Annotated in this window: 19 protein-coding genes; 8 read left to right on the top strand and 11 right to left on the bottom strand. The window is 61.2% G+C overall.

Annotated elements, in window-relative coordinates:
* Positions 1–36: 36 nt before the first annotated feature.
* Positions 37–2,808: an aconitate hydratase AcnA gene (gene acnA / locus ANTHELSMS3_RS18150; RefSeq protein ID WP_094036111.1), complete on the bottom strand. Its 2,772-nt coding sequence runs from the start codon at positions 2,806–2,808 to the stop codon at positions 37–39.
* A 272-nt stretch (positions 2,809–3,080) separates the two neighbouring features.
* On the opposite strand from acnA, the gene ANTHELSMS3_RS18145 reads away from it, so the two are divergent.
* Positions 3,081–3,776 carry a DUF1223 domain-containing protein gene (locus tag ANTHELSMS3_RS18145; RefSeq protein WP_094036110.1) on the top strand — a complete coding sequence of 232 codons (696 nt, stop codon included), beginning with the start codon at positions 3,081–3,083 and terminating at the stop codon, positions 3,774–3,776.
* On the opposite strand, the gene ANTHELSMS3_RS18140 is transcribed toward ANTHELSMS3_RS18145, so the two are convergent.
* On the bottom strand, positions 3,746–4,684 hold the full coding sequence (locus ANTHELSMS3_RS18140) for a lysophospholipid acyltransferase family protein (protein ID WP_094036109.1): 939 nt from the start codon (positions 4,682–4,684) through the stop codon (positions 3,746–3,748). The genes ANTHELSMS3_RS18145 and ANTHELSMS3_RS18140 overlap by 31 nt on opposite strands.
* Positions 4,685–4,785: 101 nt before the next feature.
* A complete protein-coding gene (locus ANTHELSMS3_RS18135) occupies positions 4,786–5,841 on the bottom strand; it encodes a flagellar motor switch protein FliG (protein WP_094036108.1) in 1,056 nt (351 codons plus the stop codon).
* A 243-nt stretch (positions 5,842–6,084) separates the two neighbouring features.
* Here ANTHELSMS3_RS18135 and ANTHELSMS3_RS18130 point away from each other — a divergent pair, with 243 nt between their 5' ends.
* Positions 6,085–6,687, top strand: a complete 603-nt coding sequence (locus tag ANTHELSMS3_RS18130; RefSeq protein WP_157733567.1) for a response regulator — start codon at positions 6,085–6,087, stop codon at positions 6,685–6,687.
* A 98-nt stretch (positions 6,688–6,785) separates the two neighbouring features.
* On the opposite strand, the gene ANTHELSMS3_RS18125 is transcribed toward ANTHELSMS3_RS18130, so the two are convergent.
* Entirely contained in the window at positions 6,786–6,941 is a 156-nt protein-coding gene (locus ANTHELSMS3_RS18125) for a carbohydrate-binding module family 14 protein (RefSeq protein ID WP_094037224.1), read from the bottom strand.
* A 131-nt stretch (positions 6,942–7,072) separates the two neighbouring features.
* Positions 7,073–8,377, bottom strand: coding sequence for an adenylosuccinate lyase (gene purB / locus ANTHELSMS3_RS18120; RefSeq protein ID WP_094036106.1), 1,305 nt, complete (start codon positions 8,375–8,377; stop codon positions 7,073–7,075).
* Positions 8,378–8,527: 150 nt separating this feature from the next.
* On the opposite strand from purB, the gene ANTHELSMS3_RS18115 reads away from it, so the two are divergent.
* Positions 8,528–8,935: a DUF6314 family protein gene (locus ANTHELSMS3_RS18115; RefSeq protein WP_094036105.1), complete on the top strand. Its 408-nt coding sequence runs from the start codon at positions 8,528–8,530 to the stop codon at positions 8,933–8,935.
* A 141-nt stretch (positions 8,936–9,076) separates the two neighbouring features.
* Positions 9,077–10,384 carry a DUF3422 family protein gene (locus ANTHELSMS3_RS18110; protein ID WP_094036104.1) on the top strand — a complete coding sequence of 436 codons (1,308 nt, stop codon included), beginning with the start codon at positions 9,077–9,079 and terminating at the stop codon, positions 10,382–10,384.
* A 108-nt stretch (positions 10,385–10,492) separates the two neighbouring features.
* On the opposite strand, the gene ANTHELSMS3_RS18105 is transcribed toward ANTHELSMS3_RS18110, so the two are convergent.
* From ANTHELSMS3_RS18105 to ANTHELSMS3_RS18090, 4 genes are all read right to left on the bottom strand, one after another.
* Positions 10,493–11,542 carry a YeeE/YedE family protein gene (locus ANTHELSMS3_RS18105; RefSeq protein WP_094036103.1) on the bottom strand — a complete coding sequence of 350 codons (1,050 nt, stop codon included), beginning with the start codon at positions 11,540–11,542 and terminating at the stop codon, positions 10,493–10,495.
* 293 nt (positions 11,543–11,835) lie between these two features.
* Positions 11,836–12,840, bottom strand: a complete 1,005-nt coding sequence (locus ANTHELSMS3_RS18100; protein ID WP_094036102.1) for an ABC transporter permease — start codon at positions 12,838–12,840, stop codon at positions 11,836–11,838.
* Entirely contained in the window at positions 12,833–13,840 is a 1,008-nt protein-coding gene (locus ANTHELSMS3_RS18095) for an ABC transporter permease (RefSeq protein WP_094036101.1), read from the bottom strand. Before ANTHELSMS3_RS18095 ends, ANTHELSMS3_RS18100 begins: the two co-directional genes overlap by 8 nt.
* Before the next feature lie 98 nt (positions 13,841–13,938).
* Entirely contained in the window at positions 13,939–15,636 is a 1,698-nt protein-coding gene (locus ANTHELSMS3_RS18090) for a peptide ABC transporter substrate-binding protein (RefSeq protein WP_094036100.1), read from the bottom strand.
* A 252-nt stretch (positions 15,637–15,888) separates the two neighbouring features.
* Here ANTHELSMS3_RS18090 and ANTHELSMS3_RS18085 point away from each other — a divergent pair, with 252 nt between their 5' ends.
* The 4 genes from ANTHELSMS3_RS18085 (at position 15,889) to ANTHELSMS3_RS18070 (ending at position 22,770) form a co-directional block, all read left to right on the top strand.
* Positions 15,889–17,733 carry an ABC transporter ATP-binding protein gene (locus ANTHELSMS3_RS18085; protein WP_094036099.1) on the top strand — a complete coding sequence of 615 codons (1,845 nt, stop codon included), beginning with the start codon at positions 15,889–15,891 and terminating at the stop codon, positions 17,731–17,733.
* Positions 17,734–18,736: 1,003 nt separating this feature from the next.
* Positions 18,737–19,897 carry an acetylornithine deacetylase gene (argE, locus tag ANTHELSMS3_RS18080; protein ID WP_094037223.1) on the top strand — a complete coding sequence of 387 codons (1,161 nt, stop codon included), beginning with the start codon at positions 18,737–18,739 and terminating at the stop codon, positions 19,895–19,897.
* A 181-nt stretch (positions 19,898–20,078) separates the two neighbouring features.
* Positions 20,079–21,422, top strand: coding sequence for an NAD(P)/FAD-dependent oxidoreductase (locus ANTHELSMS3_RS18075; protein WP_094037222.1), 1,344 nt, complete (start codon positions 20,079–20,081; stop codon positions 21,420–21,422).
* Between the two features lie 181 nt (positions 21,423–21,603).
* On the top strand, positions 21,604–22,770 hold the full coding sequence (locus ANTHELSMS3_RS18070; RefSeq protein WP_094036098.1) for a M20 aminoacylase family protein: 1,167 nt from the start codon (positions 21,604–21,606) through the stop codon (positions 22,768–22,770).
* A 53-nt stretch (positions 22,771–22,823) separates the two neighbouring features.
* Here the strand turns inward: ANTHELSMS3_RS18070 and ANTHELSMS3_RS18065 are convergent, their stop codons facing one another.
* Positions 22,824–23,117: a DUF2934 domain-containing protein gene (locus ANTHELSMS3_RS18065; RefSeq protein ID WP_094036097.1), complete on the bottom strand. Its 294-nt coding sequence runs from the start codon at positions 23,115–23,117 to the stop codon at positions 22,824–22,826.
* Between the two features lie 215 nt (positions 23,118–23,332).
* Positions 23,333–24,478 carry an iron-containing alcohol dehydrogenase gene (locus ANTHELSMS3_RS18060; RefSeq protein WP_094036096.1) on the bottom strand — a complete coding sequence of 382 codons (1,146 nt, stop codon included), beginning with the start codon at positions 24,476–24,478 and terminating at the stop codon, positions 23,333–23,335.
* Positions 24,479–24,480: the final 2 nt, after the last annotated feature.

The raw sequence follows: 24,480 nt of genomic DNA, 5'->3' as shown, positions 1-24,480 counted from the left end.
CATTTTAGTTCAGAGAGTTACTCTGACGCGATGACCTTACGACTTGGCCAGATTGCGCAGCACATAGTGCAGCACGCCGCCGTGTTCGATGTATTCCACCTCGATGGCGGTATCGATCCGGCATTTCAGCGTGATCTCCTTGGTCGATCCATCCGCCATGGTGATGGTGCAGGGCACCTCTTGCAGCGGTTGGATGGTATCAAGGCCAGAGATCGACACCGTTTCATCCCCGGTCAGGCCAAGCGATTTGCGGGTGTCGCCGCCGGTGAACTCGAACGGGATGACGCCCATGCCGACTAGGTTGGAACGGTGGATACGCTCAAACGATTCCGCGACGACCGCCTTGACGCCCAGCAGCGCCGTGCCTTTGGCCGCCCAGTCGCGCGAAGAACCCGCGCCGTACTGCTCGCCACCGAAGATCACCAGCGGGGTGCCAGCGTCCTTGTAGGCCATGGCCGCGTCGTAGATCGAGGTCTGGTTGCCGTCCGGGCCTTTGGAATAGCCGCCCTCGACGCCGTCCAGCATCTCGTTCTTGATGCGGATGTTGGCAAAGGTGCCGCGCATCATCACCTCATGGTTGCCGCGACGCGAGCCGTAAGAGTTGAACTCGCGCTGGGGCACCTGACGCTCGGTCAGGTATTTGCCCGCCGGGGTGGTGTCCTTGAACGATCCGGCCGGAGAGATGTGGTCGGTGGTGATCATGTCGCCCAGCAGGGCCAGAACACGCGCGCCATTGATGTTGGTGATCTCGCCTTTTTCCTTGGACATACCTTGGAAATACGGCGGGTTCTGGATGTAGGTCGAGGTCGACGGCCAGTCATACGTTTCCTGTTGAGGAACCTCGACGCCCTGCCATTTGTCGTCGCCTTTGAAGACGTCCGCATATTTGGACTGGAATGCCTCACGCGTGACGGTTTCCTGCACCAGATCGGCCACTTCCTTCGTGGTCGGCCAGATGTCTTTCAGGTAGACGTCGTTTCCGTCCTTATCCTTGCCCAGGCTGTCCTTGGTGATGTCGACGTTCATGTCGCCCACCAGCGCGTACGCCACGACCAGCGGCGGCGAAGCCAGATAGTTGGCGCGCACGTCAGGCGAAATGCGGCCTTCAAAGTTGCGGTTGCCGGACAGGACCGAGGTGCCGATCAGATCATTGTCGTTGATGCATTTGGAGATTTCCTCGGCCAGCGGGCCGGAGTTGCCGATGCAGGTGGTGCAACCGTAGCCAACGAGGTTGAAACCAACCGCGTCCAGATCCTTTTGCAGGTCCGCCGCCTCAAGATAGGCGGAGACCACCTGCGAACCCGGCGCCAACGACGTCTTGACCCACGGCTTGCGCGTCAGGCCAAGGGCCGCTGCCTTGCGGGCAACCAGACCGGCGCCGATCATCACATAGGGGTTCGACGTGTTGGTGCACGAGGTGATCGAGGCGATCACGATCGAGCCGTCATGCAGCTGGTAGCCGTGCTCGTCGGTCTTGACGTAGCCGCGCTTATGGTGGCCTTCGTCGCCCGGAATGTCGGTCGGCTCGGGCGCGCCGCCTTCACCTTCCCAGCGGACTTCTTCCTTGGGAGTGGCGTCCTCACCGGAGCGGATGCCCTTGACGTATTCGCCAAAGGCGGTCGCGGCGGCGTCCAGCGCGATGTAGTCCTGCGGCCGCTTGGGCCCGGAAATCGCGGGCACGATGGTGCCCATGTCCAGTTCCAGCGTGCTGGTGTAGACCGGATCGTAATCCGGGCCGCGCCAGAAACCGTTTTCCTTGGCATAAGCCTCGACCAGCGCGATGCGATCCTTGTCGCGGCCGGTGTTGGTCAGATAGCGCAGGGTTTCGTCGTCAATCGGGAAGAAGCCGCAAGTGGCGCCGTATTCCGGGGCCATGTTGGCGATGGTGGCGCGGTCCGCCAGCGGCAGGCTGTCCAGCCCTTCGCCATAGAATTCGACGAACTTGGACACGACGCCGTGGGCGCGCAGCATCTCGACAACCTTCAGCACAAGGTCGGTGCCGGTGGTGCCTTCGAGCATCTTGCCGGTCAGCTTGAAGCCGACAACCTCGGGGATCAGCATCGAGATCGGCTGACCCAGCATCGCGGCCTCGGCTTCGATGCCGCCAACGCCCCAACCCAGAACGGCCGCGCCGTTGACCATGGTGGTGTGGCTGTCAGTGCCGACCAGCGTGTCGGGGTAGGCCACGGTTTCGCCGTTCTGGTCCTCATCGGTCCAGACGGTTTGGCTGAGGTACTCAAGGTTCACCTGGTGGCAGATGCCGGTGCCGGGGGGCACAACGCGGAAGTTGTTGAACGCGTTCTGGCCCCACTTGAGGAACGTGTAACGCTCCATGTTGCGCTCATACTCGCGGTCCACGTTCATCTGGAAGGCGCGCGGGTTGCCGAATTCGTCGATCATGACAGAGTGGTCGATGACCAGATCGACCGGGTTCAGCGGGTTGATTTTTTGCGCGTCGCCACCCAGCGCCTTGATGCCGTCGCGCATGGCGGCAAGGTCGACCACGGCGGGAACGCCGGTGAAGTCCTGCATCAGCACGCGGGCCGGGCGGTACGCCAGTTCACGGTTGCCTTTGCCGCCGTTTGCGGCCCAGTCGGAGAATGCCTTGATGTCGTCGACGGTGACGGTCTTGCCGTCCTCGAAGCGCAGCATGTTTTCCAGCACCACCTTGAGCGCGGCGGGCAGTTTGGAGAAGTCGCCAAGGCCTGCGGCCTCTGCGGCGGGGATCGAGTAATAGGCGACGGTCTTGCCGCCGGCCTCCAGTGTCTTGCGCGTCTTGGCGCTGTCATGGCCTACGGTGATGGTCATGGGAAATGCCTCCGATGGGGTGACGAAAAGGGGTTGCTTGCGCCCCTCATGCCGAAACCCGGTGAGTCTATCAAGGGGGGTGCGTCGTTTTTGTATACCGTCGCACACAATTTGACGGGCAAAGCCCGGCCAATCGCCGGTTGTGCTGTGTTTCCCGGCTTTCATGTCTCTAGCCAAGCGTTCTGTCACGCTTTATCCCAAAACCTTGATTGGCGTTCAGGAACGAGCTTGGGTAGACCGAACTGGGGATAACAGACAAAGGCTTGGAATTCATGCGCAGAGTAGCGGGATACATGGCGGCGGGATGGTTTGCGCTGGCCGGGGCGGTTGCCGCTCAGGACTCTCCTGTTGTGGTCGAGCTGTTTACGTCGCAGGGCTGTTCCTCTTGCCCGGCCGCCGACGACATCCTTGCCGAGCTGAGCGACCGGGACGACGTGATCGCGCTGGCCCTGCATGTCGATTACTGGGACTACATTGGCTGGAAAGACGTTTTTGCCAAGCACGCCTTTACCCGGCGGCAAAAAGCCTATGCGCGCACCGGCGGCTGGAAGATGATTTATACCCCGCAAATGGTGGTCAACGGCGTCGATGATGTGGTCGGCTCGCGCCCGATGAAATTGACCAAGCTGATCAGCAAACACGCGGCGATGCCGTCGCATGTGGATCTCGACGTCAGTCGCAACGGCGACAGCATCAACATCCGCGCCGAAGCGCGGGGCGGCCTGCGCCCCTGCGACATCCATGTGGTGCGCTACCTGCCACAAGAGCAAGTGATGATCGCGAAAGGCGAAAACGCAGGCCGCACGCTGACCTATACCAACATTGCAAACAGTTGGGATGTGGTGGCGCGCTGGGACGGGCGCGGCGTCTATGAGGGTAATGTCCAGGTGAACGAGGGTGAGCCGGTGGTTGTGCTGGTGCAGGACCCGGTTGACGGTCACATCGTGGCTGCGGCCCGCTTGCGCTGACGCTTTTTCTGGCGCTTGGGTTTCCAGCGTCGGTGCGTCCACATCCATTGACCTGGATCGGCTTCGATCCGCGCCTCTAGCCGGCGGGTTGCCTCACGCATCATCTCCAGAGCATCGCCGTGCGGGATCGGTTCTTCGACGACGGCGTCAAAGCCATAGCCATCACTTCGGCGGATGCCGAAGTAAGGGATCAGCAGGGCGTTTGTCTTCAGCGCGATCTCGGCGGGGGACAGGGTGGTTGGCGCTGGCTGGCCCAGAAAGTCGATGGCGGGGCCAGAGCTTTCGAAGACATCAAAGGCCATAGCAGCAACGCCCCCGTCGCGGATGTGCTTGAGCAGGTCCATCAACCCGCGCCGTCCTTGAACAAAGACAGGATCGGCCACATCGCGGTAATTCTGGATATAACGTGCGTTCGAATAGGGATTCGACAGCGGGCGCAGAAAGCCGCCCACCGGAATGCCCCGCGCCACCAGAGCACAGCGCGCACAGACCGGATTACCGTAATGCCCCGACAGCAGCAGGACCGGGCGGCCCTCTGCGCAGGCTTCTTCCAATGCGGACAGGCCGGGGCCAGTCACCGGATATGCCGCGCCCCGGCGCAACATTTCCTGCGGGTCATAATTTTCGATTAGTGCGCGGCCCAGATTATCGATTGCGGCCTCTGCGATGGCCCGTTTCCGGTCGGGCGGGGTGGCGGGCCAGACGTGATCAAGATTGGCCTCAACCCGCGCGTACCAGCCCAGAGGCGGTGCAATGACGCGGCGGACGGCCCAGCCGACAAACGCAAGTCGGCGGCGCACCGGGAGCAGGTTGACCGCCCCGATAAAGCCGCGCAGCGCCATGTCGGACAGGCGATCCCGCCAGCCGCCGTGCTCCTGCGCGTCCTTCTGTTTGCTGCTTTTTCCCATTTTCCGCCCCAAAGCCTGCGTGAGCCGTACCTAAGCGGCATGGCCACGGGCGGCAAGAGGGCGGTGCCGCCCCGGTCCTATGGGGGGCCGTAAAGGCCGTTTCACTCGTCCTCCGGGCTGACCAGTTCAATCTCACCGACGGCGACCAGATCGCGAATCGCGCTGACAACCGCGGACATGGCAGCCTCACCATTCTTGGCCTTGACCTCGCCAAAATTGGCGGCTTCTTCGCGGATGTTTTCGCCCAGACGTTTGGACATGTTGGCATAGAGAAATTCGACGGCCTTCCTTTCCTCATCTGATCCGGCAGAGGCGGCGGCCATGGCCATGGCCAAGGCATCGGGCGGCACGTCGCGAGTGATCTTTGGCACGTCGATTGCGTTCAGCCGTTCCGGGATATTCGCAAAGGTGAAGATGGCCTTGCGCACGGCCTCGGCGAAGTCGGCATCTTCCTGTTCGAGGTTCTGTAGCAATTCCTCACGCACAGCGGTGTTGGAATAGTTCAGGATAGCGCCCAGTCGCTCATCCGGGCGCGTCTTGAATGCCTTGAGTGGTTCGGCGTCGATCTGCGCCGCAAGGCTGATGCCGATCCGGTCCACCGCGTCGGGGGTGACACCGGTGGTCATCGAAACCGCGTAGGAAATCCGCCGCGCCTTGTCCCCGGGCAGTTTGGCCAGCACTTGCGCGGCCTTGCCAACATCGATTTTGGACATCATGACGGCTGCGATTTCCGTGCTTTCGGATGTTACGAGGGCGCGCAACCGGTCCACATCCAGCGCGTTGATCCGCTGCCAGGGATCGCCGGTCTGGCGCACACCCGCCTCTTTGCGCAGGCGATGGGCGGTGTGTGCGTTGATCTTTCCGTCAAGCGCATTCAGTGCTCCGGCCATGTCGCCGGGAAAGGCAAGACCGACCGATTCGAGTTCGTTCGAAAACTCCTCGACCACCGCATTCAGCGTCTCGCGGTCGATATAACGCATATTGCCCAGCAACATCGTCAGTTCGGCCTGATATTCGTCCGGCAGGGCGGACAGCGGCACATCGGCGCCTTCGTTCAGTAAGAACTGCACGATGATGGCGGCCTTGGCCTTACGGCTGAGGGGCTGTTTGCCGGGGCGGACGACGGCAGGGGCGGGCAGGGCGGCAAGGGCTGACATCCAGAAATTCTCGACCACATTGTTGGCTACGAAGGACAGAGGTAGCGGGACAAGGTTTCTGACCCGTTAAGTCTGATGCCGCAAGTTGACCGGGAAATGGCCGGAGAAACACTTGCAATTGCACATGAATTTTCCGTCCGGATTCATCTCCGGTTAGGGAACTCTGTTCAGGTTCGCGTCTGGTGGCGGATGACGAGGTATCAGGGTGCAGCAGACAAGCGGGCGTGACGTCAACAGCAATCATTGTCCACCTGTCTGGTGATCGATGACGATACCTTTGACCGCCACATGATCAAGCGATGCGTTGGACGTGCGCGCCCCAATCTGCGCCTGTACGAATGCGCTACTCTGACAAAAGCGCGGCGCTTTCTGGATCACGGCAGTGCCGATTTGATCCTGATCGACAATCGGATGCCCGATGGCCTTGGGACCGAATTCGCGCAAGAGCTTCGCTCAAACAGCCGGATGGCCGATTCCGTGATCTGCATTGTAACGGGCGATGATGTGCGCACCCTCGACTCCGATATCGCCGCGTTGTCCAAGGAGCGGCTTTCGACGCAGAGTATATGGGATATGGTCAGTCGATTTCTCAAGGAGCGCGAGATCCTGCGAACGACTGAAAAGGCGCAACGCGTGACCGATTTCGGCAATCCGCTTGGCGAAAGCCTGTCACCGGGAATGGGACGCATGTTGCGCACGTTGCGCATGGCACGCGCACGGGTCGCCCGGCGTGATCCGCAAATGGCAATCGACGAACTCGACAAGCTGGAGGAAATGCTGCTGGCGATGTCAGAGGTTGTCAGCGCCGGAACCGTAACTCCGATTGCGCCAGAGCCTTTGTCCTGACGCATTACAGCCATGAACCGCGATGAAACGGCCATGAAAACGGGCCGCCGTTAGGGCCGCCCGGGTCTTTTCCTTGAACGTGGACCGGACCGGGCGGATTAGCCCGACATCACCACGCAGGTCTTGCTGGTGGCGTCATAGGTGGTGCCGTCTGCGCAGGTCATCACCTGTTCAGCGTGATCAGAGCAGGCCGCAATTGCCAGCGCCGGGGACAGGGTCAATGCGGCTGCGGCGATAAGGGTCTTCAGCGTCATCTTCATGGTCCTCCTGTTGCGAATGCACCAAAAGATAGCACGACACCGGGGGTGGACCTAAACAAAGTTGCGCAAATCGGTTTGTGATGGACAGAATGGAAATGGCCCGCCTATCCGACGGGCCATTCCGATCACTCGCCGAAAACGCGGGCAAAGATCGTGTCGACATGCTTGGTATGATAGCCAAGGTCGAACTTTTCGTTGATCTCTTCCTCTGACAGGGCGGCGCGCACCTCTTCGTCCGCCAGCAGTTCCTCGCGGAAATCGGTGCGGTGATCCCAGACCTTCATGGCGTTGCGCTGCACCAGACGGTAGGCATCCTCGCGCGACACACCGGCCTGCGTCAGCGCCAGCAGCACCCGTTGGGACATCACCAGACCGGGGAATTTGTTCATGTTGTCCAGCATGTTCTGCGGATACACCAACAGCTTGTCGATCACACCTGTCAGGCGCGAAAGCGCAAAGTCCAGCGTGATGGTGGTGTCAGGGCCGATGTTACGCTCAACCGAAGAGTGCGAGATGTCGCGCTCATGCCAAAGGGTCACGTTTTCCATCGCTGGCACGACGGCCATACGAACCAGACGCGCAAGGCCGGTCAGGTTTTCGGTCAGCACCGGGTTCTTCTTGTGCGGCATCGCGGATGAACCCTTTTGCCCCATCGAAAAGAATTCCGCGGCTTCCAGCACTTCGGTGCGCTGCATATGCCGGATCTCTGTCGCGATGTTTTCCACCGAAGAGGCAATCACCCCCAGAGTCGCAAAAAACGCGGCGTGACGGTCGCGCGGGATGACCTGCGTGCTGATCGGTTCCGGCACCAGTCCCAGCTTGTCGCAGACATGTTCCTCAACCGCCGGGTCGATGTTGGCAAAGGTGCCGACCGCACCGGAAATCGCGCCGGTTGCTATCTCGGACCGGGCATCGCGCATCCGGCTCAGGTTGCGGTCCATTTCTGCGTAAAAGCGGGCAAAGGTCAGGCCCATGGTGGTGGGTTCGGCGTGGATGCCGTGCGACCGGCCAATGCGGATCGTGTCCTTATGTTCCAGTGCGCGCCGTTTCAGCGCGGCCAGAAGGCCCTCAAGATCCTTGATCAGGATATCCGCCGCGCGCACCAGTTGCACGTTGAAGCAGGTGTCCAGCACATCCGAAGAGGTCATGCCCTGATGGACAAACCGCGCCTCATCGTTGCCGATGATCTCTGCCAGATGGGTCAGAAAGGCGATGACGTCATGTTTGGTCACGGCCTCGATTTCATCGATGCGGGCGACGTCAAACTCGACATCCTTGGCTTTCCAGACCGCTTCGGCGTTGGCCTTGGGGATCACACCTAGGTCGGCCTGGGCGTCACAGGCGTGTGCCTCGATCTCGTACCAGATGCGGAACTTGGTTTCGGGGCTCCAGATGGCCACCATTTCGGGGCGGGAGTAACGGGGGATCATGGCGCAAACCCTTTCGTGCATTGTCTCTGGCAAAGCGCTGCCTTTACGATGCCTGTACATGTCCTGCAAGGAGCACGCGATGAGACGGATTGCCCTGATCCATATAGTTTTGACCGTTGCCGCTGCGATGCCGAGAGGCGGCAAGGGCCTGTGACCTCTCGAACGCTGGCAGATTTCCTTGGGACGTGGGACGTGACGCGGTCCATCCGACAGGACGACGGCGGTGAGGGCCAGTTCAAGGGCACGGCAGAATGGCATCTTGAGGATACCGGCGCGCTGTATTCAGAGACCGGACACGTTTGGTTGGGCGGGCAGGGACCGTTTCTGGCCGAGCGCCGCTATCGATGGGCCCCGGATCTAAGCGTGTTTTTTGACGACGGGCGTCTATTTCACCAGGTCCCGCCGCAGGGCGGCACTGTTGTCCACTGGTGCCCCCCTGATCAGTATGATGGTGTCTATGACTTTGCGGAATGGCCGGTCTGGAGGGTGAAGTGGCGCGTTGATGGTCCACGCAAGGCCTACGTCAGCTCCACCCTCTATACGCGGGCAGGAACATAACGATCCCGATTCTGTTTCGCCGCTTGCCCCAGCCTGAACGGTATACGGTGGTATTCACATAAGGTATTGAAACCAAGCGTATTTTTTCTTTACTTTGCGCGTTCTGCATTCCATATAGCGCCATCTGACCGGAGCTGTGCCATGCCCCCCATCCAGGACCACCCGCTGCGCTACAAGCTGGCGAATGAGCTGCACGCGCGGCCTTTTCCCTCGCTGACAGCCCCGTGCCGGGCGATTTATCTTGCGATCAAGCAGCCTCGGGATGCGGCGTCACGGGATCGCAGCCAGGATTTGATCCATCTGATTGATTTGTTGGACCGTTATGGCACGGCACATCCCCAGCCCGGCGCGACCCATTTTCAAGGACAGATCGGGCAGCACATGCTCAAATGGGAGCAGCATACCGAATTTGTGACGTACACCGTCTTTATGTCGGGACTGGGAGAGCGGCCCTACGACCCTGCCGATTTTGATGTGTTTCCATCAGATTGGCTGAACACCGCGCCGGGGGTTCGCGTCACTTCGGCCATGATCCGAATCGATGACCGGCCAACCGCAAACTTGGACATCAGCAGCAATCTGAACAACTGGATGGTCCCGGAGAGCATTGCCGTCAGTGAGGTGATCGACCGCGATGCGGTGATCGCCGGGGACTTTCGCATTGATCCGGCAGGGCATCTACGCTTTGCCGCTTTTGTGCGCCAAGGGATCGGCCAACGCCGGGTTGGTCGTATCGTGCAGCGGTTGTGTGAGATCGAAACCTACAAGGCGATGTCGATGCTGGGGTTTACCCGCGTGCGCGAAATCTCGCCTCGGTTGGGCCAGATCGACTCCGAACTGACCCGCCTGATGCAGATCATGACAGAAGACGGCGGGCAGGAAGAGGACACCCTGAGATCCCTGCTCAACGTGTCGGCGGAACTTGAAAGCCTGTCGGCGCGGACCTCTTTTCGACTGGGCGCGACCGGGGCCTATGAGGCCATCGTGGGCCAGCGGATCGAGGTGCTGCGCGAGGAACGCTTTCAGGGGCGACAATCGTTTTCGGAATTCATGATGCGCCGTTACGATCCGGCCATGCGCACGGTCAAAAGCGCGGAACGGCGGCTGGACAACATGACCCGCCGTGCAACCCGCGCTGCCGATCTGCTGCGCACACGGGTCGAGGTGGGGCGTTCGGCGCAGAACCAGCAACTGTTGGAAAGCATGAACAAGCGGGCCGAATTGCAGTTGCAATTGCAAAAGACGGTCGAAGGACTGTCCGTTGTGGCAATCAGCTATTATGCCGTCTCGCTGGTGGGCTACCTGCTGTATCCGGTGGGTGACATGCTGGGGATCAGCAAGGGCATGTTGACGGCCCTTGTGACCTTGCCCGTTGTGGCGGTTGTCTTTCTGATGATCCGGCGCATTCGTCACCATGCCGAAGGTGAGGGCAGCGGACCCGATCTGTGATGGCTCGCGCATCTGGCTCAACACAAAGAGGGCATCGCCTGCGCCGGGAGTGCTTGGCGCGGGCGATGCCCTCTGATCCCTCCTGACCGGAGGGGTCCGTAGATAAGGTTACTCTGCCGGGTGCAGGGCGGTGCGCGGTGTGCTCGCCAGCACGGCATTGGTCAGCAGAGCACCCGCGACGATAGCTGCCAGCGCCAGTAGCGCCGCAATCGACAGGGTCGGCACGCCCGAAAGGCCCGCGCCGACGGTGCAACCACCCGCCAGCACGCCGCCGACACCCATCAGCGATGCGCCTGCTAGATAGCGACCGGTTTCGGACGGGGACGAAAAGCTTTGCCATTGGAACCGGCCTGCGGCCAGCGATGAGACAAACGCACCTGCAAGCACGCCGCCGACAAGGCCCACGCCAAATCCCGCCGGGATCGAGGTTGAGGCCACGGTCCAGAACAGCGTGTCGGACCAGGTTGAAGTGAAGGCGAGGCTTTCCATCGCGATCGGGTCAAAATCGTCATACAGGATGAACCCGGTGCCGACCCAACCCAACGGAACCAACAGACCGATCAGCGCACCGCCGACCAGCGCCTGCCAGCGGTTGCCAGAGCGCGCGGCATAGGCCAGCGCGGCGGCGACCAGCAGGGCAGTCCACAGAGCAGCGCCGCCGGGCAGGGCGGCAAGGCTGGTGGTTTCACCCAACGGCAATGTCACCTCGGCCAGCGTGGTGCGGATCGGGGCAAGCACGCCCTTGAGCGTCGCATGGGCAACCACAGCAAAGATTGCTAGTACGGTCAATGCGCGCAGGTTGCCGGACCCGGTCAGCACTGTCAGCCGCGAAACACAGCCACGGGTCAGCACCATGCCCGCACCGAACAGCGCGCCACCTATCACGATCGCGGCCACCGGCAGGTTTGAGGCCAGAAAACGGTGATCGCCAAAGCTGATCCAGCCCATAGCTACGGCGGCCTGAGTCCCCAGCAGGGCAAAGGCAAGCGCGGTCAGCCAAACGCCAAGAGCAGCCCGGCGATCCTCACCGACAAGACCGCGGCGCAGGCAAAAACGGGTACGCTCTGCCAGAATGCCAAAGCCGACCCCAAGAATGAGCGCGAACCAGACCACCACTTGCGGCGCGGTCAGGTCTTCGAAACCCAGCGATTCAAACATGTCAGCCTCCGGACTCAGGAATTTTGTTCCAAATGAGGGGGTAAGTGACGCTTGGCAAGCACATTGGTCTTATAGGCTTAGGTGAACCATGGAACCATTTCCCAAAAGCACAGTCCGTGCAGGAATGGATTGCCCGATTGCGCGCCCGGTCCGCAGGGCGTGTTCGGTGGACCACAAGCTCAGGCGCAGGCTTATCCTTTTTTGGCGCGTTGACCGTTCGATCCGCTATTGGCGCGAAAAAGGGCGGCCCGACAGGGCCGCCCTTGTCTCGAAACGGTGCCGTGAGTCGCTGTTCAGCGGCCCCGGATGCGTGGGTCCAGCGCGTCGCGCAGCCCGTCACCGACATAGTTCACCGACAGAACTGTCACCGAGATGGCAATACCGGGAAGCAGGACGCGTTCGGGGAATTCCTCCATCCGTACCACGGCGTCAGCCAGCATTTTGCCCCATGTCGGAAAGTCCGAGGGGAAGCCTACGCCAAGGAATGACAGCGCCGATTCCGTGATGATCGCCGTCGCCAGACCCAGCGCCGCCGAGACCATGATCGGCGACAGGACGTTGGGCAGCAGGTGGCGGCGGATGATCTTGAGCGGGGTGGTGCCGATGGACCGGGCGGCCAGAATGAACTCACGCTCCTTGATGGCCAGAATATCGCCGCGCACGATGCGCGCTGTCGGCATCCATGAGGTGATGGCGATCATCGTCACGATCAGTATGAACATGCCGCCCTCTGGGCCAAAGTTGGCGCGCAACGGTTGTCGGAACAGTGTCACCGCCAGTAGGACCAGCGGCAGGATCGGCAAAGACAGGAACAAATCGGTTGTCCGCATCAGGAACCCGTCCAGCCGCTTGAAAAAGCCTGCGGCGACGCCGACAGCGGTGCCGATCACAAGGCTGAGGATCATCGCCGCCCAACCGACCGCCATTGACGCACGACCGCCCGCGATCATCTGCGCCAGCTGGTCACGACCCAACTGGTCCGATCCAAAGGGCTTCAGCCAGCCGGTCTTTGCGCCGGAGTCCCAAAGAGCAACGTAGATCGGGCGAAAGTCCTTATTGCGGATGTCGATCTTTTGCGGATCGACCTGATAGATCCATGGACCGATCAGCACGGCCAGCGTGATAAAGGTCAAAAACCCAAGGCCGAACATGGCGCCCTTGTGTTTGCTGAACTGATCCCAGACGTCCTTGCCTCGCGACCTCGGCGGCTTGGACGGTTCCTTGTCTTGCAAGGCCTCAATGGCCTGCAATGGCATGTCCTTTGTGACGATCACATCGTTTTGCGGGCTATCAGTCATAGCGGATCCTCGGGTCGAGCAGGCCGTAGAGGACGTCAGCGATCAAGTTGAAGAGAACGATCAGCACGGCAAAGATGAAGGTCAGTGTCATGACCATGGGCAGGTCATTGGCGCTGAGAGCGGTTATCAGGAGTTGGCCGATGCCGTTCACCTTGAACACGTTTTCGGTGATGATGGCGCCGCCGAAAATCGCCGGTATCCCCAGTGCGATCACGGTAACGACCGGGATCATCGAGTTGCGGACAACGTGGACGTTGACGACAATCGCCTCTGATAGGCCCTTGGCGCGGGCGGTGCGGACATAATCCTGATTGAGGTTGTCCAGCGTCGAGGCGCGCATGTAGCGCGACAACTGTGCCGTAATCTGCAACGCCAGCACAAGCACCGGCATGATCATCTGCCCAAGCTGCACCTTGAAGCTGGCCCAGTCGGTGACGGTGTGGGTGGTGTCATAGATCGACGGAAACCAGCCCAGCTGGACCGAAAAGATCACGATCAGTAGCGGTCCGGTAAAGAAGGGCGGGATCGAAAACCCGATCATGGTGACAAAGGTGCCCGCCTGATCAAAGACCGAATATTGCCGGTAGGCGGAATAGATGCCGACGGGCAGGGCGATCAGGATCGCGACGATATAGGCCGTACCCACAACCCAAAGTGTCTGGGGAATGCGCTGAAGGATGATGTCCATCACCGGAGACCGAGACTGCCACGAGATCACGCGCTGCACGCCTTCGGTCATGTTGGTGCCAAAGAGCCAGTCGATAAAGACCTGCGGTTCAATCCAGAACATCTGAACCAGCCATTTCCAGTATTGCACCAGCGGCGGTTCACCAAGGCCTAGCGCCTCACGCATCTTTTGTTTGACTTCATCGGGGACGGTCAAAGGCACGTTTGCCATCGGATCGCCTGGGGCGAGTTGCAGCAACATGAAGATGACAAAGCTGATGAAGAGAAGCGTCGGGATCGTCAGGACCAGACGTCGCATCGCGAATGAGAGCATCGGCGCCTCAATTTATTGCGGCACGGGGGCCGAGGGGGGCAGGCCGTGATCATACCCGGCCTGCGGGCGGGGCGCAGCGTGCGCCCCGGTTCACAGGATCAGTCCATCCGATACCAGTCGGCGACGTTCCACAGTTCAGAGTCCCAGACGTTCAGCTTGACGCCGCCCAGGCTGTTGGAGTGCGCCGAAAGACGGCCACGGTGCACCAGCGGGATCATCGACCCACGCTCGAACGCCATGCGCGACAGTTCCTTACCGATGCGCGAACGCTCTGCCATGTCGGCGGTTTCGGACAGTTCCTTGTGCAGGGCGTCATACTCTTCGTCGCAGAAGCGGCTGATGTTCTCACCCTGCCACTGGGTTGCGGGACGCGGTGCCTTGTCGCAAAGACCGTTGCCCAGATAGGCCTGCGGGTCGGTGCCGTTGAAGGTGTTGGCGTACATTTCGACGTCGGCATAGAACTTTTGGAAAGTGTCTGGGCTGCCCGCATCGCCACCGAAGAAGACCGAAGAGTCGATTGCGCGCAGTTCGACTTCCATGCCGATCTGCTCCCACCAATCCTTGATCAGCGCCTGAAAGTCCTGACGGACGGCGTTAACAGACGACTGGTAGACGATGGACAGCGGAACGCCATCTTTTTCGCGGATACCGTCACCGTCAGTGTCGACGATTCCGGCGTCATCCAACATCTTGTTGGCACCATCGATGTCCTGCACGTCGCAGCCTTCGATGTCGACGGCAAAGGCCGCAGGCGCGGGTACCCAGGAACAGGACACGCGGCCGGCCTGGCCATAGCCAACCTCAACCAGCAGCGGACGGTCGATGGCCATCGACATCGCCTTGTAGACGGCGGGGTCCGACAGGAACGGATGCGGACGGATCACCGACCGCTCGTCCGGGCCAAGCGCCGGATCGGGATTGGTGTTGTTCAGCATGATGCGTTCCAACAGCGGGCCAAAGCCTGCGACCGGCACACCCTTGCCGCCTTCTTCCATCTTGGCGATGACGTCGGGGGCCAGTTGCAGGTTCCAAGCGTAGTCGAATTCGCCGGTTTCCATCACGGCCGTACCAGCCGCCGCAGCCGTGCCGCCGCCCTTCAGGGTGAGGCTGGCAAAGGCGGGTTTTGCCGGATCGCGGTAGTTGGTGTTGGCGACCATGGTGATCACGTCGTTCGTCTTGAACTCGGTGACAACAAACGGGCCGGTGCCAATGGGGTTGAAGTTTTGTTCGGTGCAGGTCGAGGCCGCCGCGCCGGTACAGCTCTCAAACTGGGCCTTTTGCAGGATCGGGCTTTCGTTGCCGACAAAGGGACCATAGGGGTTCGGGGTCGGCACGTCGAATGTGACCACGATGGTCAGGTCATCCGGTGTCTCGACCGATGTCACGCCTTCGAATTTGGTCAGTTGCGCACAGCCGCCTTCGGGGTGGGTGCAGTATTCGTAAGTGAATTTCACATCTGCCGAAGTAACGGGAGAACCATCAGACCACAGCAGCCCTGGTGTGAGCTTCCATGTGATCTGTGTCAGATCCTCGCTTACGCCGCCATTTGCGACGGAGGGAACCTCGTCGACCAGCCAGGGAACCAGCGTGCCGGTTTCATTGTAGCGGGCCAGCGGTTCGACAATCAAAGAAGAGGCTTCGGTGTCTTTTGTGCCGCCGGACAGGAACGGGTTCAGAATCGACGGAGCTTGCCAATACAGGATCTTGACCTCGCCGTCCGAGGCGCGCTCGGCAAAGGCGGCGGGGGCCAGCGCCATTGCAGCAGCGGCCCCAAGCAATAGAGACTTGAGTTTCATTGTGTCACTCCATGTTGGGCGGGACTGGCTGTCTCCTCCGGTCCCTTTGTTTATGGTGGGATAATCGGCACGCTACCGCGTGCAATGCAACCGCTGATCTTTCAACGATGCGCCGGAGAACCCACTCCATCCCCATCGAAGCAGAAGATGCACAAAATGCAAGCGTTGCCTAACGTAAAAGCACAGTGGGCCTTTACAGGGCGCGTACACAGCCCATAGCCTCGGGTTTCCAGAAGCTGGGGAGCACGCGACATGCTGGATACGGCACCTGACACAGCCACCAAGGGACCGATCGCCCGGATCGAAAAATTGCGGGTCGAGTTTCAGACCAAGGACGGCCCTGTGGTGGGGGTCGAGGATGTGAGTTTTGACATCGGACCGGGCGAAACAGTGTGCGTGGTTGGAGAGTCCGGCTCTGGCAAGTCCGTGTCCTCACTGGCGCTGATGCGGCTGGTGGAATACGGCGGCGGCGACATCGCAGGCGGCCAGTTGCTTTTCGACCGCAAGGACGGCGGATCTGTCGATCTTCGCACGATGGACCAGCGCCACATGCGTGACATTCGCGGCAATGAGATCGGCATGATCTTTCAAGAGCCGATGACGGCGCTAAATCCGGTCTTTACCGTCGGCAAGCAGTTGACAGAGGGGTTGCGCGTGCACCGCGGCATGTCTCGCAAACAGGCCGATGCGCGCGCCATCGAATTGCTGCGCGAGGTGCGCATCCCGGAACCTGAACGCCGGTTGACCCAGTATCCGCACGAACTGTCGGGCGGGATGCGGCAACGTGTGGTGATTGCGATGGCCATGGCCTGCAAGCCGCGCCTGCTGATCGCGGATGAGCCGACCACTGCATTGGACGTGACCATTCAGGCAGAGATCCTCGCCCTGATGGACCGGCTGAAACGGGAAACCGGCACGGCGGTGATGTTTATTACCCATGACATGGCTGTGGTCGCCCAGATGGCAGACCGGGTTGTGGTCATGTTCCGCGGCAACAAGGTCGAAGAGGGCACTGTCGAAGAGATCTTTGAGAACCCTCAGCACCCCTATACCAAGGCGCTGCTGGCGGCGGTCCCCAAACTGGGAGAGATGACCGGCACCGACCTGCCCGAACCGATGAAATTGGTCGGCCACGACAACCAGCAGGTAAAACCGATCTCCGGCACGAATGAACGTTTGCTGACGGTTGAGGGGCTGACCACGCGCTTTCCAGTCAAGGGCGGTTTCTTTCGCCGCACGGTGGCCAATGTCCACGCGGTTGAGGACTTGTCCTTTACCGTGAACAAGGGCCAGACGCTGAGCCTGGTGGGAGAGTCCGGTTGCGGAAAATCCACCGCCGGACGGTCGATCCTGCGGCTGGTCGAACCGCTCATGGGCAAGGTCGATCTGGATGGCACGGACATCATGGGTCTGTCGCAGGGTGCTCTGCGCGAGGCGCGGCGCGACATGCAGATGATTTTTCAGGACCCGTTTGCGTCACTGAACCCGCAGATCCAGTTGGCGGATCAGGTGGCAGAGCCGATCCACAACTACGGGCTCGAATCCGGCAGCGCCGTGATGGACAACGTCGCTGGTTTGTTTGACAGGGTCGAACTGCCGCGCAGTTTCATGCGCCGCTACCCGCATGAACTGTCGGGCGGGCAACGCCAGCGGATTGCCATTGCCCGCGCCCTTGCGCTGCGACCCCGGTTGATTGTCGCGGATGAGGCCGTCAGCGCGCTGGACGTGTCGGTTCAGGCGCAGGTGATCAACCTGATGATGGAACTACAAGTGGACATGGGGCTGGGTTATTTGTTCATCAGTCACGACATGGCCGTTGTCGAACGGGTCAGCCACAATGTCGGCGTTATGTATTTGGGGCGGATCGTCGAGCTGGGCCCGCGCCGCGCGGTGTTCGAAGACCCGCGCCATCCCTACACACAGGCGTTGATGAAGGCAGTGCCAATCGCCGATCCCCGCCGCCGCAAATCGGAAAAGGATCTGAACTTCAAGCCGATCCCATCGCCGATCCACTCGGTTGACTATGAGCCAGAGCCTTCGGTCTACGAAGAGGTCAGCCCGGGCCACATGGTGCTCACCACCGACAGCGGGTACTGACCGCAAAGGGGACAGGGCAGTCAGGCGGGTGTTGTACCTATAGTTATGGCGCCCTGCCGTAGATCAAGCGTGACGATGCCTGCCTTGAGATCGACCCGTTCATGACGGGTCGAATGTCCGGACACCCGAGCCTCCCGTTTGGTCCGACGGATGCGATCCGCAGGGACATTGAGCGCCATGTGCCGGGAAAGCGTTGGAACGCACAGAGCAATAGCTGAACTCGGCAGGGCAAGTTTTCAGATGCATGTAGGGATGCCCAACCACGACGACGGCTATATCAGCCTTGTGCCGGACGACTAGGACACCGCCGCCACGCCGGGCCGTTTGATCGCATCGGAGCGTCCGGATTGTTATTTCTCTCAGTTTGACGAACAAGGGCTGTGCGACATTCTCACGACAAAGGGGGGGCGATGTATGCGCGCTTCGCTTGTTCTGGGTCTGGCAATCGGATGCGGACAGGCCCCTGCGGTACCGCAAGAACGGTCGCGGGATAGCCTGTGGGTCGGGTCGCACACTTTGGATTTCATTCACCTGACCCGTGAGCGCGGTCCGTGGCAGACTGAGAGGCGCGGTAACACGCGCTGGAGGCAGTATTCAAGGAAGCGGACGCCCACCTGATGGCCTTTCAAGGTGATGGTCGGTATTGGCCCAGACGGGGAACGCAACACCAATCTGGCGCGCGACAGGCCGTTGGCACGCAACCCCGGCCTATCGGATTCTGGGCCATATCGCCCTGTGGCGTCTCGTGGTGTGCCTGCTTTGGTGATGGGAGACTTGAAGGCGCTGTCTTGCCGGCTCTACCAGCTATCACTTCAACCGCAGGGGGCCGATTGATAGGATCTCTGGCACCTTGAGGATGGCCGTTCTGGCCCTTCTGGCCGGTCCTTGGGCGATTCAAGGCAGGCGGGTAGATGACTGGCCCTCTGATCACTACCCGGTGGTTGCGGACCTGACGCTTCCATGACAGGCATTGTTCACCCGCCGTAAAACAATGAGGTTGCTCTTGCCCGAGGTGTTGTCCCCCCGTGCGCTGCTGGAAAAACTGGTGAGCTTTCCCACCGTCAGCCGCGATACCAACCTGCCGCTGATCGACTGGGTGCAGGACTACCTGGTCAGTCACGGGATCGACGCACAGCGCCACGTCAAACCCGATGACGCGCAAAAAGCGGCGATCTTCGCCCATGTCGGACCGCAAGAGACGGGCGGTGTGATCCTGTCGGGTCATACGGACGTGGTGCCGGTAGACGGGCAGGATTGGAATTTCGACCCGTTTGTTGTGACCGAACAGGATGGCAAACTGTACGGGCGCGGCACCACCGACATGAAAGGCTTTGATGCGCTGGCGATCTGGACGCTGGTTGAGGCACAAAAACGGGGCGTCTCGCGGCCGCTGCAACTGGCGCTGTCCTACGATGAGGAAATTGGCTGCACCGGCGCGCCGCCGTTGATTGAGGCGATGCAGGGGCTCCCGCGCGCCTCGGACGTGATCGTTGGGGAACCGACGATGATGAAGGCCGTCACCGGCCACAAGGGCGGAGTGAACTTCTGGGTCCATGTCCACGGCTTTGAGGTGCACAGTTCTTTGCTGCACACGGGTGTCAGCGCGATCATGTGGGCGGCCAAAATGATCGACTGGGCCAACCAGCTGAACGCCGATCTTCAAGCAGCAGAGCCTGCGGGCATGCCGGGTTTGTTCGATCCGCCCTACACAAATGTCCATGTCGGCATGATCCACGGCGGCACCGCGCATAACATCAGTGCCAAGGACTGTGAGTTTGGACTTGGCTATCGCGTTGTTCCAGGTGAGTCGCTGGACCAATGGCGCCGCCTGACGACGGACAAAATGGCAGAGCTGAACGCCGCGATGCAGGAAATCCGTCCCGGAACCGGCTTTGAGTTGATCGAAAAATTCGAATTGCCGCCATTTGCCCCCGAAAACGACAACACCGCCGAGGCGCTGGTCCGCGCATTGACCGGCGACAATTCGGAGAATTTTGTAAGCTACGGCACCGAGGCCAGCCACTTTCAGCAGGCCGGTTACAAGGCGGTGGTGTGCGGCCCCGGCAGCATCCATGTGGCGCACCAGCCGGATGAGTACATAACTTTGGCGCAGTTCCAGCAGGGCCACAGGTTCATGGAGAATTTACTAGAGCGGCTAAGCTGAAAGGGCGAAGGGGACGTCCTGCCGCAGGAATGCTTGCAGCAAGACCCCTCGGCCTCCGGCCTCACCCCCGGAGTATTTTTGCCAAGAAAAATTCCGAGCGTGCTCCGAGTCCTTCTTCTTGGTTAAAATACTCAACTTGCTCCGCTGCTTCAGGCGGACGTTCGACAAGTTTGGAGATACCGTGATTTTTCCATTCCGTGACACGGGACCCGTGGAATTTGACGCGCCGTTGCCCGAGGCGGCGGATCTGGTTGTGATCGGCGGCGGCGTGATCGGGGTCAGTACCGCGATGTTTGCAGCGCAGCGCGGGCTTTCGGTCGTTCTGCTGGAAAAGGGACGGATCGCTGCAGAGCAAAGCTCACGCAATTGGGGTTGGATCCGCGTGCAGGGCAGGGATCTGGCCGAGATCCCCATCGCGCTGGAGGCGCAGGCGCTTTGGCGCGATCTGGACGTGGCCTGTCAAGGGCGTCTAGGAACACGGACCACCGGGGTCACCTATCTTGCGCGCACTGAGGGTGAACTTGGCGCTTTCGAGGCGTGGCTGGGCGAGGCGCGCGGTTTGGGCGTTTCCAGCGAGATATTGGGGCGCACGGCCATGTTGCGGCATCTGGGCTATCCGCGCGCCGCGTGGATGGGCGCGTTGCACACACCGACCGACATGGTGGCGGAACCTTGGGCAGCGGTGCCAGAGCTTGCACGGTTGGCGCGCGCCGAGGGGGCCACACTCATCGAACGATGTGCCGCGCGTGGGTTGGACCGCAAGGCGGGCCGGATCACCGGCGTAGTCACCGAGGCTGGGCGGATCAGGACAAACGCTGTCGTGCTGGCGGGCGGGGCGTGGTCGTCGCTGTTCCTGCGCCGTCATGGCGTAGATATTCCACAGCTTTCGGTGCGTTCCACGGCAATGGCGACGCAACCGCTGCGCCGTGTGGTCGACACGGCGGCGGTCGATGATCGGCTTGCCTTCAGGCCGCGCGCCGATGGCGGCTATACCTTGGCACCGTCCGCCTTTGCGGAACTGTTCCTTGGCCCCGATGCGTTGCGCCATGTGCGGCACTATCTACCGTTGGCGCTGTCTGGGGAATTCGACGTGCATTTGCGGCACCCACAACCGGCCAACTGGCCGGATGCCTTTTCGACCCCACGTCACTGGAGCGGGGCAGAGCAGAGCCCGTTTGAACGGATGCGCATTCTGGACCCGGGGCCGAACGTGGCAAAACTGGCCGAGATCACGCAGCGGTTCGGCACACATTTTCCTGACCTTGGCCACATCGACATGCAAGCGGGGTGGGGCGGGATGATTGATGTCTTGCCCGACGTCGTGCCCGTGGTGGACCGGGTGGAGGCGTTGCCCGGTCTGACGGTCTGCACCGGCATGTGCGGGCATGGCTTTGGCGCGGGGCCGGGTTTTGGCCGCGTGGCGCTGGATCTGGCCACGGGCCGCGACCCGGGTCATGATCTCAGCCGTTTTCGCATTGGTCGCTTTTTTGACGGCAGTCCCCTACGCCCGGGGCCGAACCTGTGAAATCCGCACCGGTCGTCTTGAACCCGTCGGTACGAGGCGTATTCTCTGCCAAAAGGCAACTGACCTTTGGGGCGGCCTTTGCCGCATTGTATCTGATAGACTGACACGCTTTGCATGTGACGCGCCATTCGAACCGGGCGCGCGGAGTGCGGGTCAAACCTGAAACTGGAAAGGAAACTCCATGCCCGTAAAAAATCGCTTTGCCGAATTGCAGGATGAAATCACCGCTTGGCGGCGCGACCTGCACGAGAACCCGGAAATCCTGTTCGAGACGCACCGCACCTCTGCATTGGTAGCGGATAAGCTGAAGGAGTTCGGTTGTGACGAGGTCGTGACCGGCATCGGGCGCACCGGTGTTGTGGGGGTGATCAAGGGGCGTCAAAACGGGTCTGGTCGAGTGATCGGTTTGCGCGCTGACATGGACGCACTGCCGATCCATGAGCAGACCGGGCTGGACTATGCCTCCAAGACCGATGGGGCAATGCACGCGTGCGGCCATGACGGTCACACGGCCATGTTGTTGGGCGCGACCAAGTACCTGTCAGAGACGCGCAATTTCGACGGGACGGTTGTGGTGATCTTTCAGCCCGCCGAAGAGGGCGGCGGCGGCGGCAAAGAAATGTGCGATGACGGTATGATGGACCGTTGGGGCATTCAGGAAGTGTACGGAATGCACAACTGGCCGGGCAAGCCGGTGGGCAGCTTTGCCATCCGTGAAGGCGCGTTCTTTGCCGCCACCGACCAGTTCGAAATCGCCCTCGAGGGGCTGGGCGGCCACGCGGCCAAGCCGCATGAGACGGTCGACACCACTGTCATGGCCTCTTCTCTGGTGCTGGCGCTGCAGACCATTGCATCGCGCAATGCGGACCCGGTGGATCAGGTGGTGGTTTCTGTCACCAGCTTTGAAACCTCGTCCAAGGCGTTCAACGTGATCCCGCAGCGAGTGCATCTGAAGGGGACCGTCCGCACCCAGTCGACCGCTATGCGCGATCTTGCGGAGAAGCGGATCAAGGAAATGTCGGCGGGTGTGGCGGCGACCTTCGGTGGCACCGCCGAGGTGACTTACCACCGTGGCTATCCGGTGATGGTCAACCACCCCGAACAGACTGAATTTGCCCGCGACGTGGCGCGCGCCGTGTCGGGCGCAGTCGATGAGGCACCGCTGGTCATGGGCGGGGAGGATTTCGCCTTTATGCTCGAAGAGCGGCCAGGGGCCTATATCTTGGTCGGCAACGGGGATACCGCGATGGTGCATCACCCTGAGTACAACTTCAACGATGAGGCGATCCCGGCGGGCTGTTCGTGGTGGGCAGAGATCGTCGAACGGCGGATGCCGGTCGCGTCCTGATCAGGAAGGGCGGCGGTGCGGTGGTCGGGGCCCGACCACCGTGCAGTGACGGATCAATTCTCCGCTGGTTTGCGGGGTTTGCGGGTGGCTGCGGGTTTCGTGGCCGCCTTTGTCTTGGCGGATGCCTTTGGCTTGGCGGCACCTGTCGCGCGGGCGGCGGCAGGTTTCGCAGCGGCTTTGGCGCGCGGCTTGCGGGCGGGTTTGACCGGGGCGGCAGCCGCGTTTTTCAGCGCCTCGGTGGCGCGGAACCAGTGATCGCGGTCCTGACCTGCGGGACGGCCTTCATCCAGCCAGAGGAAAAAAGCCGCCTTGGCGATCTGGGCGTTGTCGATTTGGGGGGTGCTCATGGGGTGCTCCGATTACGGTACTTGAGTTAGCGCTAACGGGCTTACGGATAATGCTGTACCTGCGCAATACGGTGGCCGGCGGGATGCGTCGTCGAGTGACCCAGTGGCATCACTTGGCCCTGCCGAAGGGGCGGGGATTGGTATTGACCCAAACTGTCCCTCCGCGCCAGAGCAGAGGGACAGAAGTTTTCCAGCGGTCTGGATGCCGGTCCGTCTCAGACGATCCGTAGCAGCAGATCGCGGGTGTTCGCGGCAGTCATTTCAACCGGGTTGCCGCCGGTGCTGGGATCTGTCAGCGCGCCCGCCACAATCCGGTCGATGTCGGGGTTCTCGATCCCCAGACCGGCCAGCGACTTGGGAATGTCCATGCTGTCGTTCAGATCGTCAACAAAGGCGCAGAAGCCGTCGAAGCCGCCGTCGATGCCAAGGTAGTTGGCGGCTTGCCCCAGAACGTCGGTGATGGCGGGCTTGTTGAATTGCAGGACTGCCGGCATGCAGACCGCGTTCGTGGTGCCGTGGTGGGTGTGATAGATCGCGCCGATGGGGTGCGACAGGGCGTGGATTGCACCCAGACCCTTTTGAAAGGCGGTGGCGCCCATGGCGGCGGCGGACATCATATGCGCGCGTGCCTCCAGATCGGTGCCATCGGCATAGGCGCGGGGCAGGTAGTCCTTGACCAGCCGCATGCCTTCCAGCGCGATGCCCTGTGACATCGGATGGTAATGCGGTGAGCAGAACGCCTCGACACAATGGGCAAAGGCATCCAGCCCGGTGCCTGCGGTGATGAATTTGGGCATCCCGACGGTCAGTTCAGGATCGCAGATCACCACCGACGGCAGGAATTTCGGGTGAAAGATGATCTTTTTCTGCTCGGTTTCTGAATTGGTGATGACCGACGCGCGCCCAACCTCTGACCCGGTGCCTGCCGTTGTGGGCACTGCCACGATGGGGACGATGGCGTCGGCGTCGGCGCGTGTCCACCAGTCGCCGATATCCTCAAAGTCCCACAGGGGGCGGGTTTGCCCCGCCAGAAAGGCCACCAGCTTACCCAGATCAAGGCCAGAGCCACCGCCAAAGGCAACAACACCGTCATGACCTCCGTCCTTGAAGGCGCGCACACCAGCCTCGGCGTTCTTTTCGTTGGGGTTGGGGTCGACATCGGCAAAGATCGCCCGGCCCAGACCGGCGGCTTCCAGCAGGTCCAGCGTTTTGGAGGTGATCGCCATGTCCTTCAGGCCACGGTCTGTCACCAGCAGGGGTTTCGTGATCCCGGCGGCGGCGCAGGCCTCGGCGATTTCAGCAATGCGGCCGGCGCCAAACCGAATGGCGGTGGGGTAAGACCAGTTTGCAGTAAGAGTCATAG

The sequence above is a fragment of the Antarctobacter heliothermus genome (assembly GCF_002237555.1).
GTDB classification, from domain to species: Bacteria; Pseudomonadota; Alphaproteobacteria; order Rhodobacterales; family Rhodobacteraceae; genus Antarctobacter; species Antarctobacter heliothermus_B.
This window is presented reverse-complemented; position numbering and strand designations above follow the sequence as displayed.

What these genes read in the sequence shown, in the direction of transcription:
- acnA (WP_094036111.1), bottom strand. Translation starts at nt 2,808, where the DNA reads ATGACCATCACCGTAGGCCATGACAGCGCCAAGACGCGCAAGACACTG.
- ANTHELSMS3_RS18145 (WP_094036110.1), top strand. Translation starts at nt 3,081, where the DNA reads ATGCGCAGAGTAGCGGGATACATGGCGGCGGGATGGTTTGCGCTGGCC.
- ANTHELSMS3_RS18140 (WP_094036109.1), bottom strand. Translation starts at nt 4,684, where the DNA reads ATGGGAAAAAGCAGCAAACAGAAGGACGCGCAGGAGCACGGCGGCTGG.
- ANTHELSMS3_RS18135 (WP_094036108.1), bottom strand. Translation starts at nt 5,841, where the DNA reads ATGTCAGCCCTTGCCGCCCTGCCCGCCCCTGCCGTCGTCCGCCCCGGC.
- ANTHELSMS3_RS18125 (WP_094037224.1), bottom strand. Translation starts at nt 6,941, where the DNA reads ATGACGCTGAAGACCCTTATCGCCGCAGCCGCATTGACCCTGTCCCCG.
- purB (WP_094036106.1), bottom strand. Translation starts at nt 8,377, where the DNA reads ATGATCCCCCGTTACTCCCGCCCCGAAATGGTGGCCATCTGGAGCCCC.
- ANTHELSMS3_RS18110 (WP_094036104.1), top strand. Translation starts at nt 9,077, where the DNA reads ATGCCCCCCATCCAGGACCACCCGCTGCGCTACAAGCTGGCGAATGAG.
- ANTHELSMS3_RS18105 (WP_094036103.1), bottom strand. Translation starts at nt 11,542, where the DNA reads ATGTTTGAATCGCTGGGTTTCGAAGACCTGACCGCGCCGCAAGTGGTG.
- ANTHELSMS3_RS18100 (WP_094036102.1), bottom strand. Translation starts at nt 12,840, where the DNA reads ATGACTGATAGCCCGCAAAACGATGTGATCGTCACAAAGGACATGCCA.
- ANTHELSMS3_RS18095 (WP_094036101.1), bottom strand. Translation starts at nt 13,840, where the DNA reads ATGCTCTCATTCGCGATGCGACGTCTGGTCCTGACGATCCCGACGCTT.
- ANTHELSMS3_RS18090 (WP_094036100.1), bottom strand. Translation starts at nt 15,636, where the DNA reads ATGAAACTCAAGTCTCTATTGCTTGGGGCCGCTGCTGCAATGGCGCTG.
- ANTHELSMS3_RS18085 (WP_094036099.1), top strand. Translation starts at nt 15,889, where the DNA reads ATGCTGGATACGGCACCTGACACAGCCACCAAGGGACCGATCGCCCGG.
- ANTHELSMS3_RS18070 (WP_094036098.1), top strand. Translation starts at nt 21,604, where the DNA reads ATGCCCGTAAAAAATCGCTTTGCCGAATTGCAGGATGAAATCACCGCT.
- ANTHELSMS3_RS18065 (WP_094036097.1), bottom strand. Translation starts at nt 23,117, where the DNA reads ATGAGCACCCCCCAAATCGACAACGCCCAGATCGCCAAGGCGGCTTTT.
- ANTHELSMS3_RS18060 (WP_094036096.1), bottom strand. Translation starts at nt 24,478, where the DNA reads ATGACTCTTACTGCAAACTGGTCTTACCCCACCGCCATTCGGTTTGGC.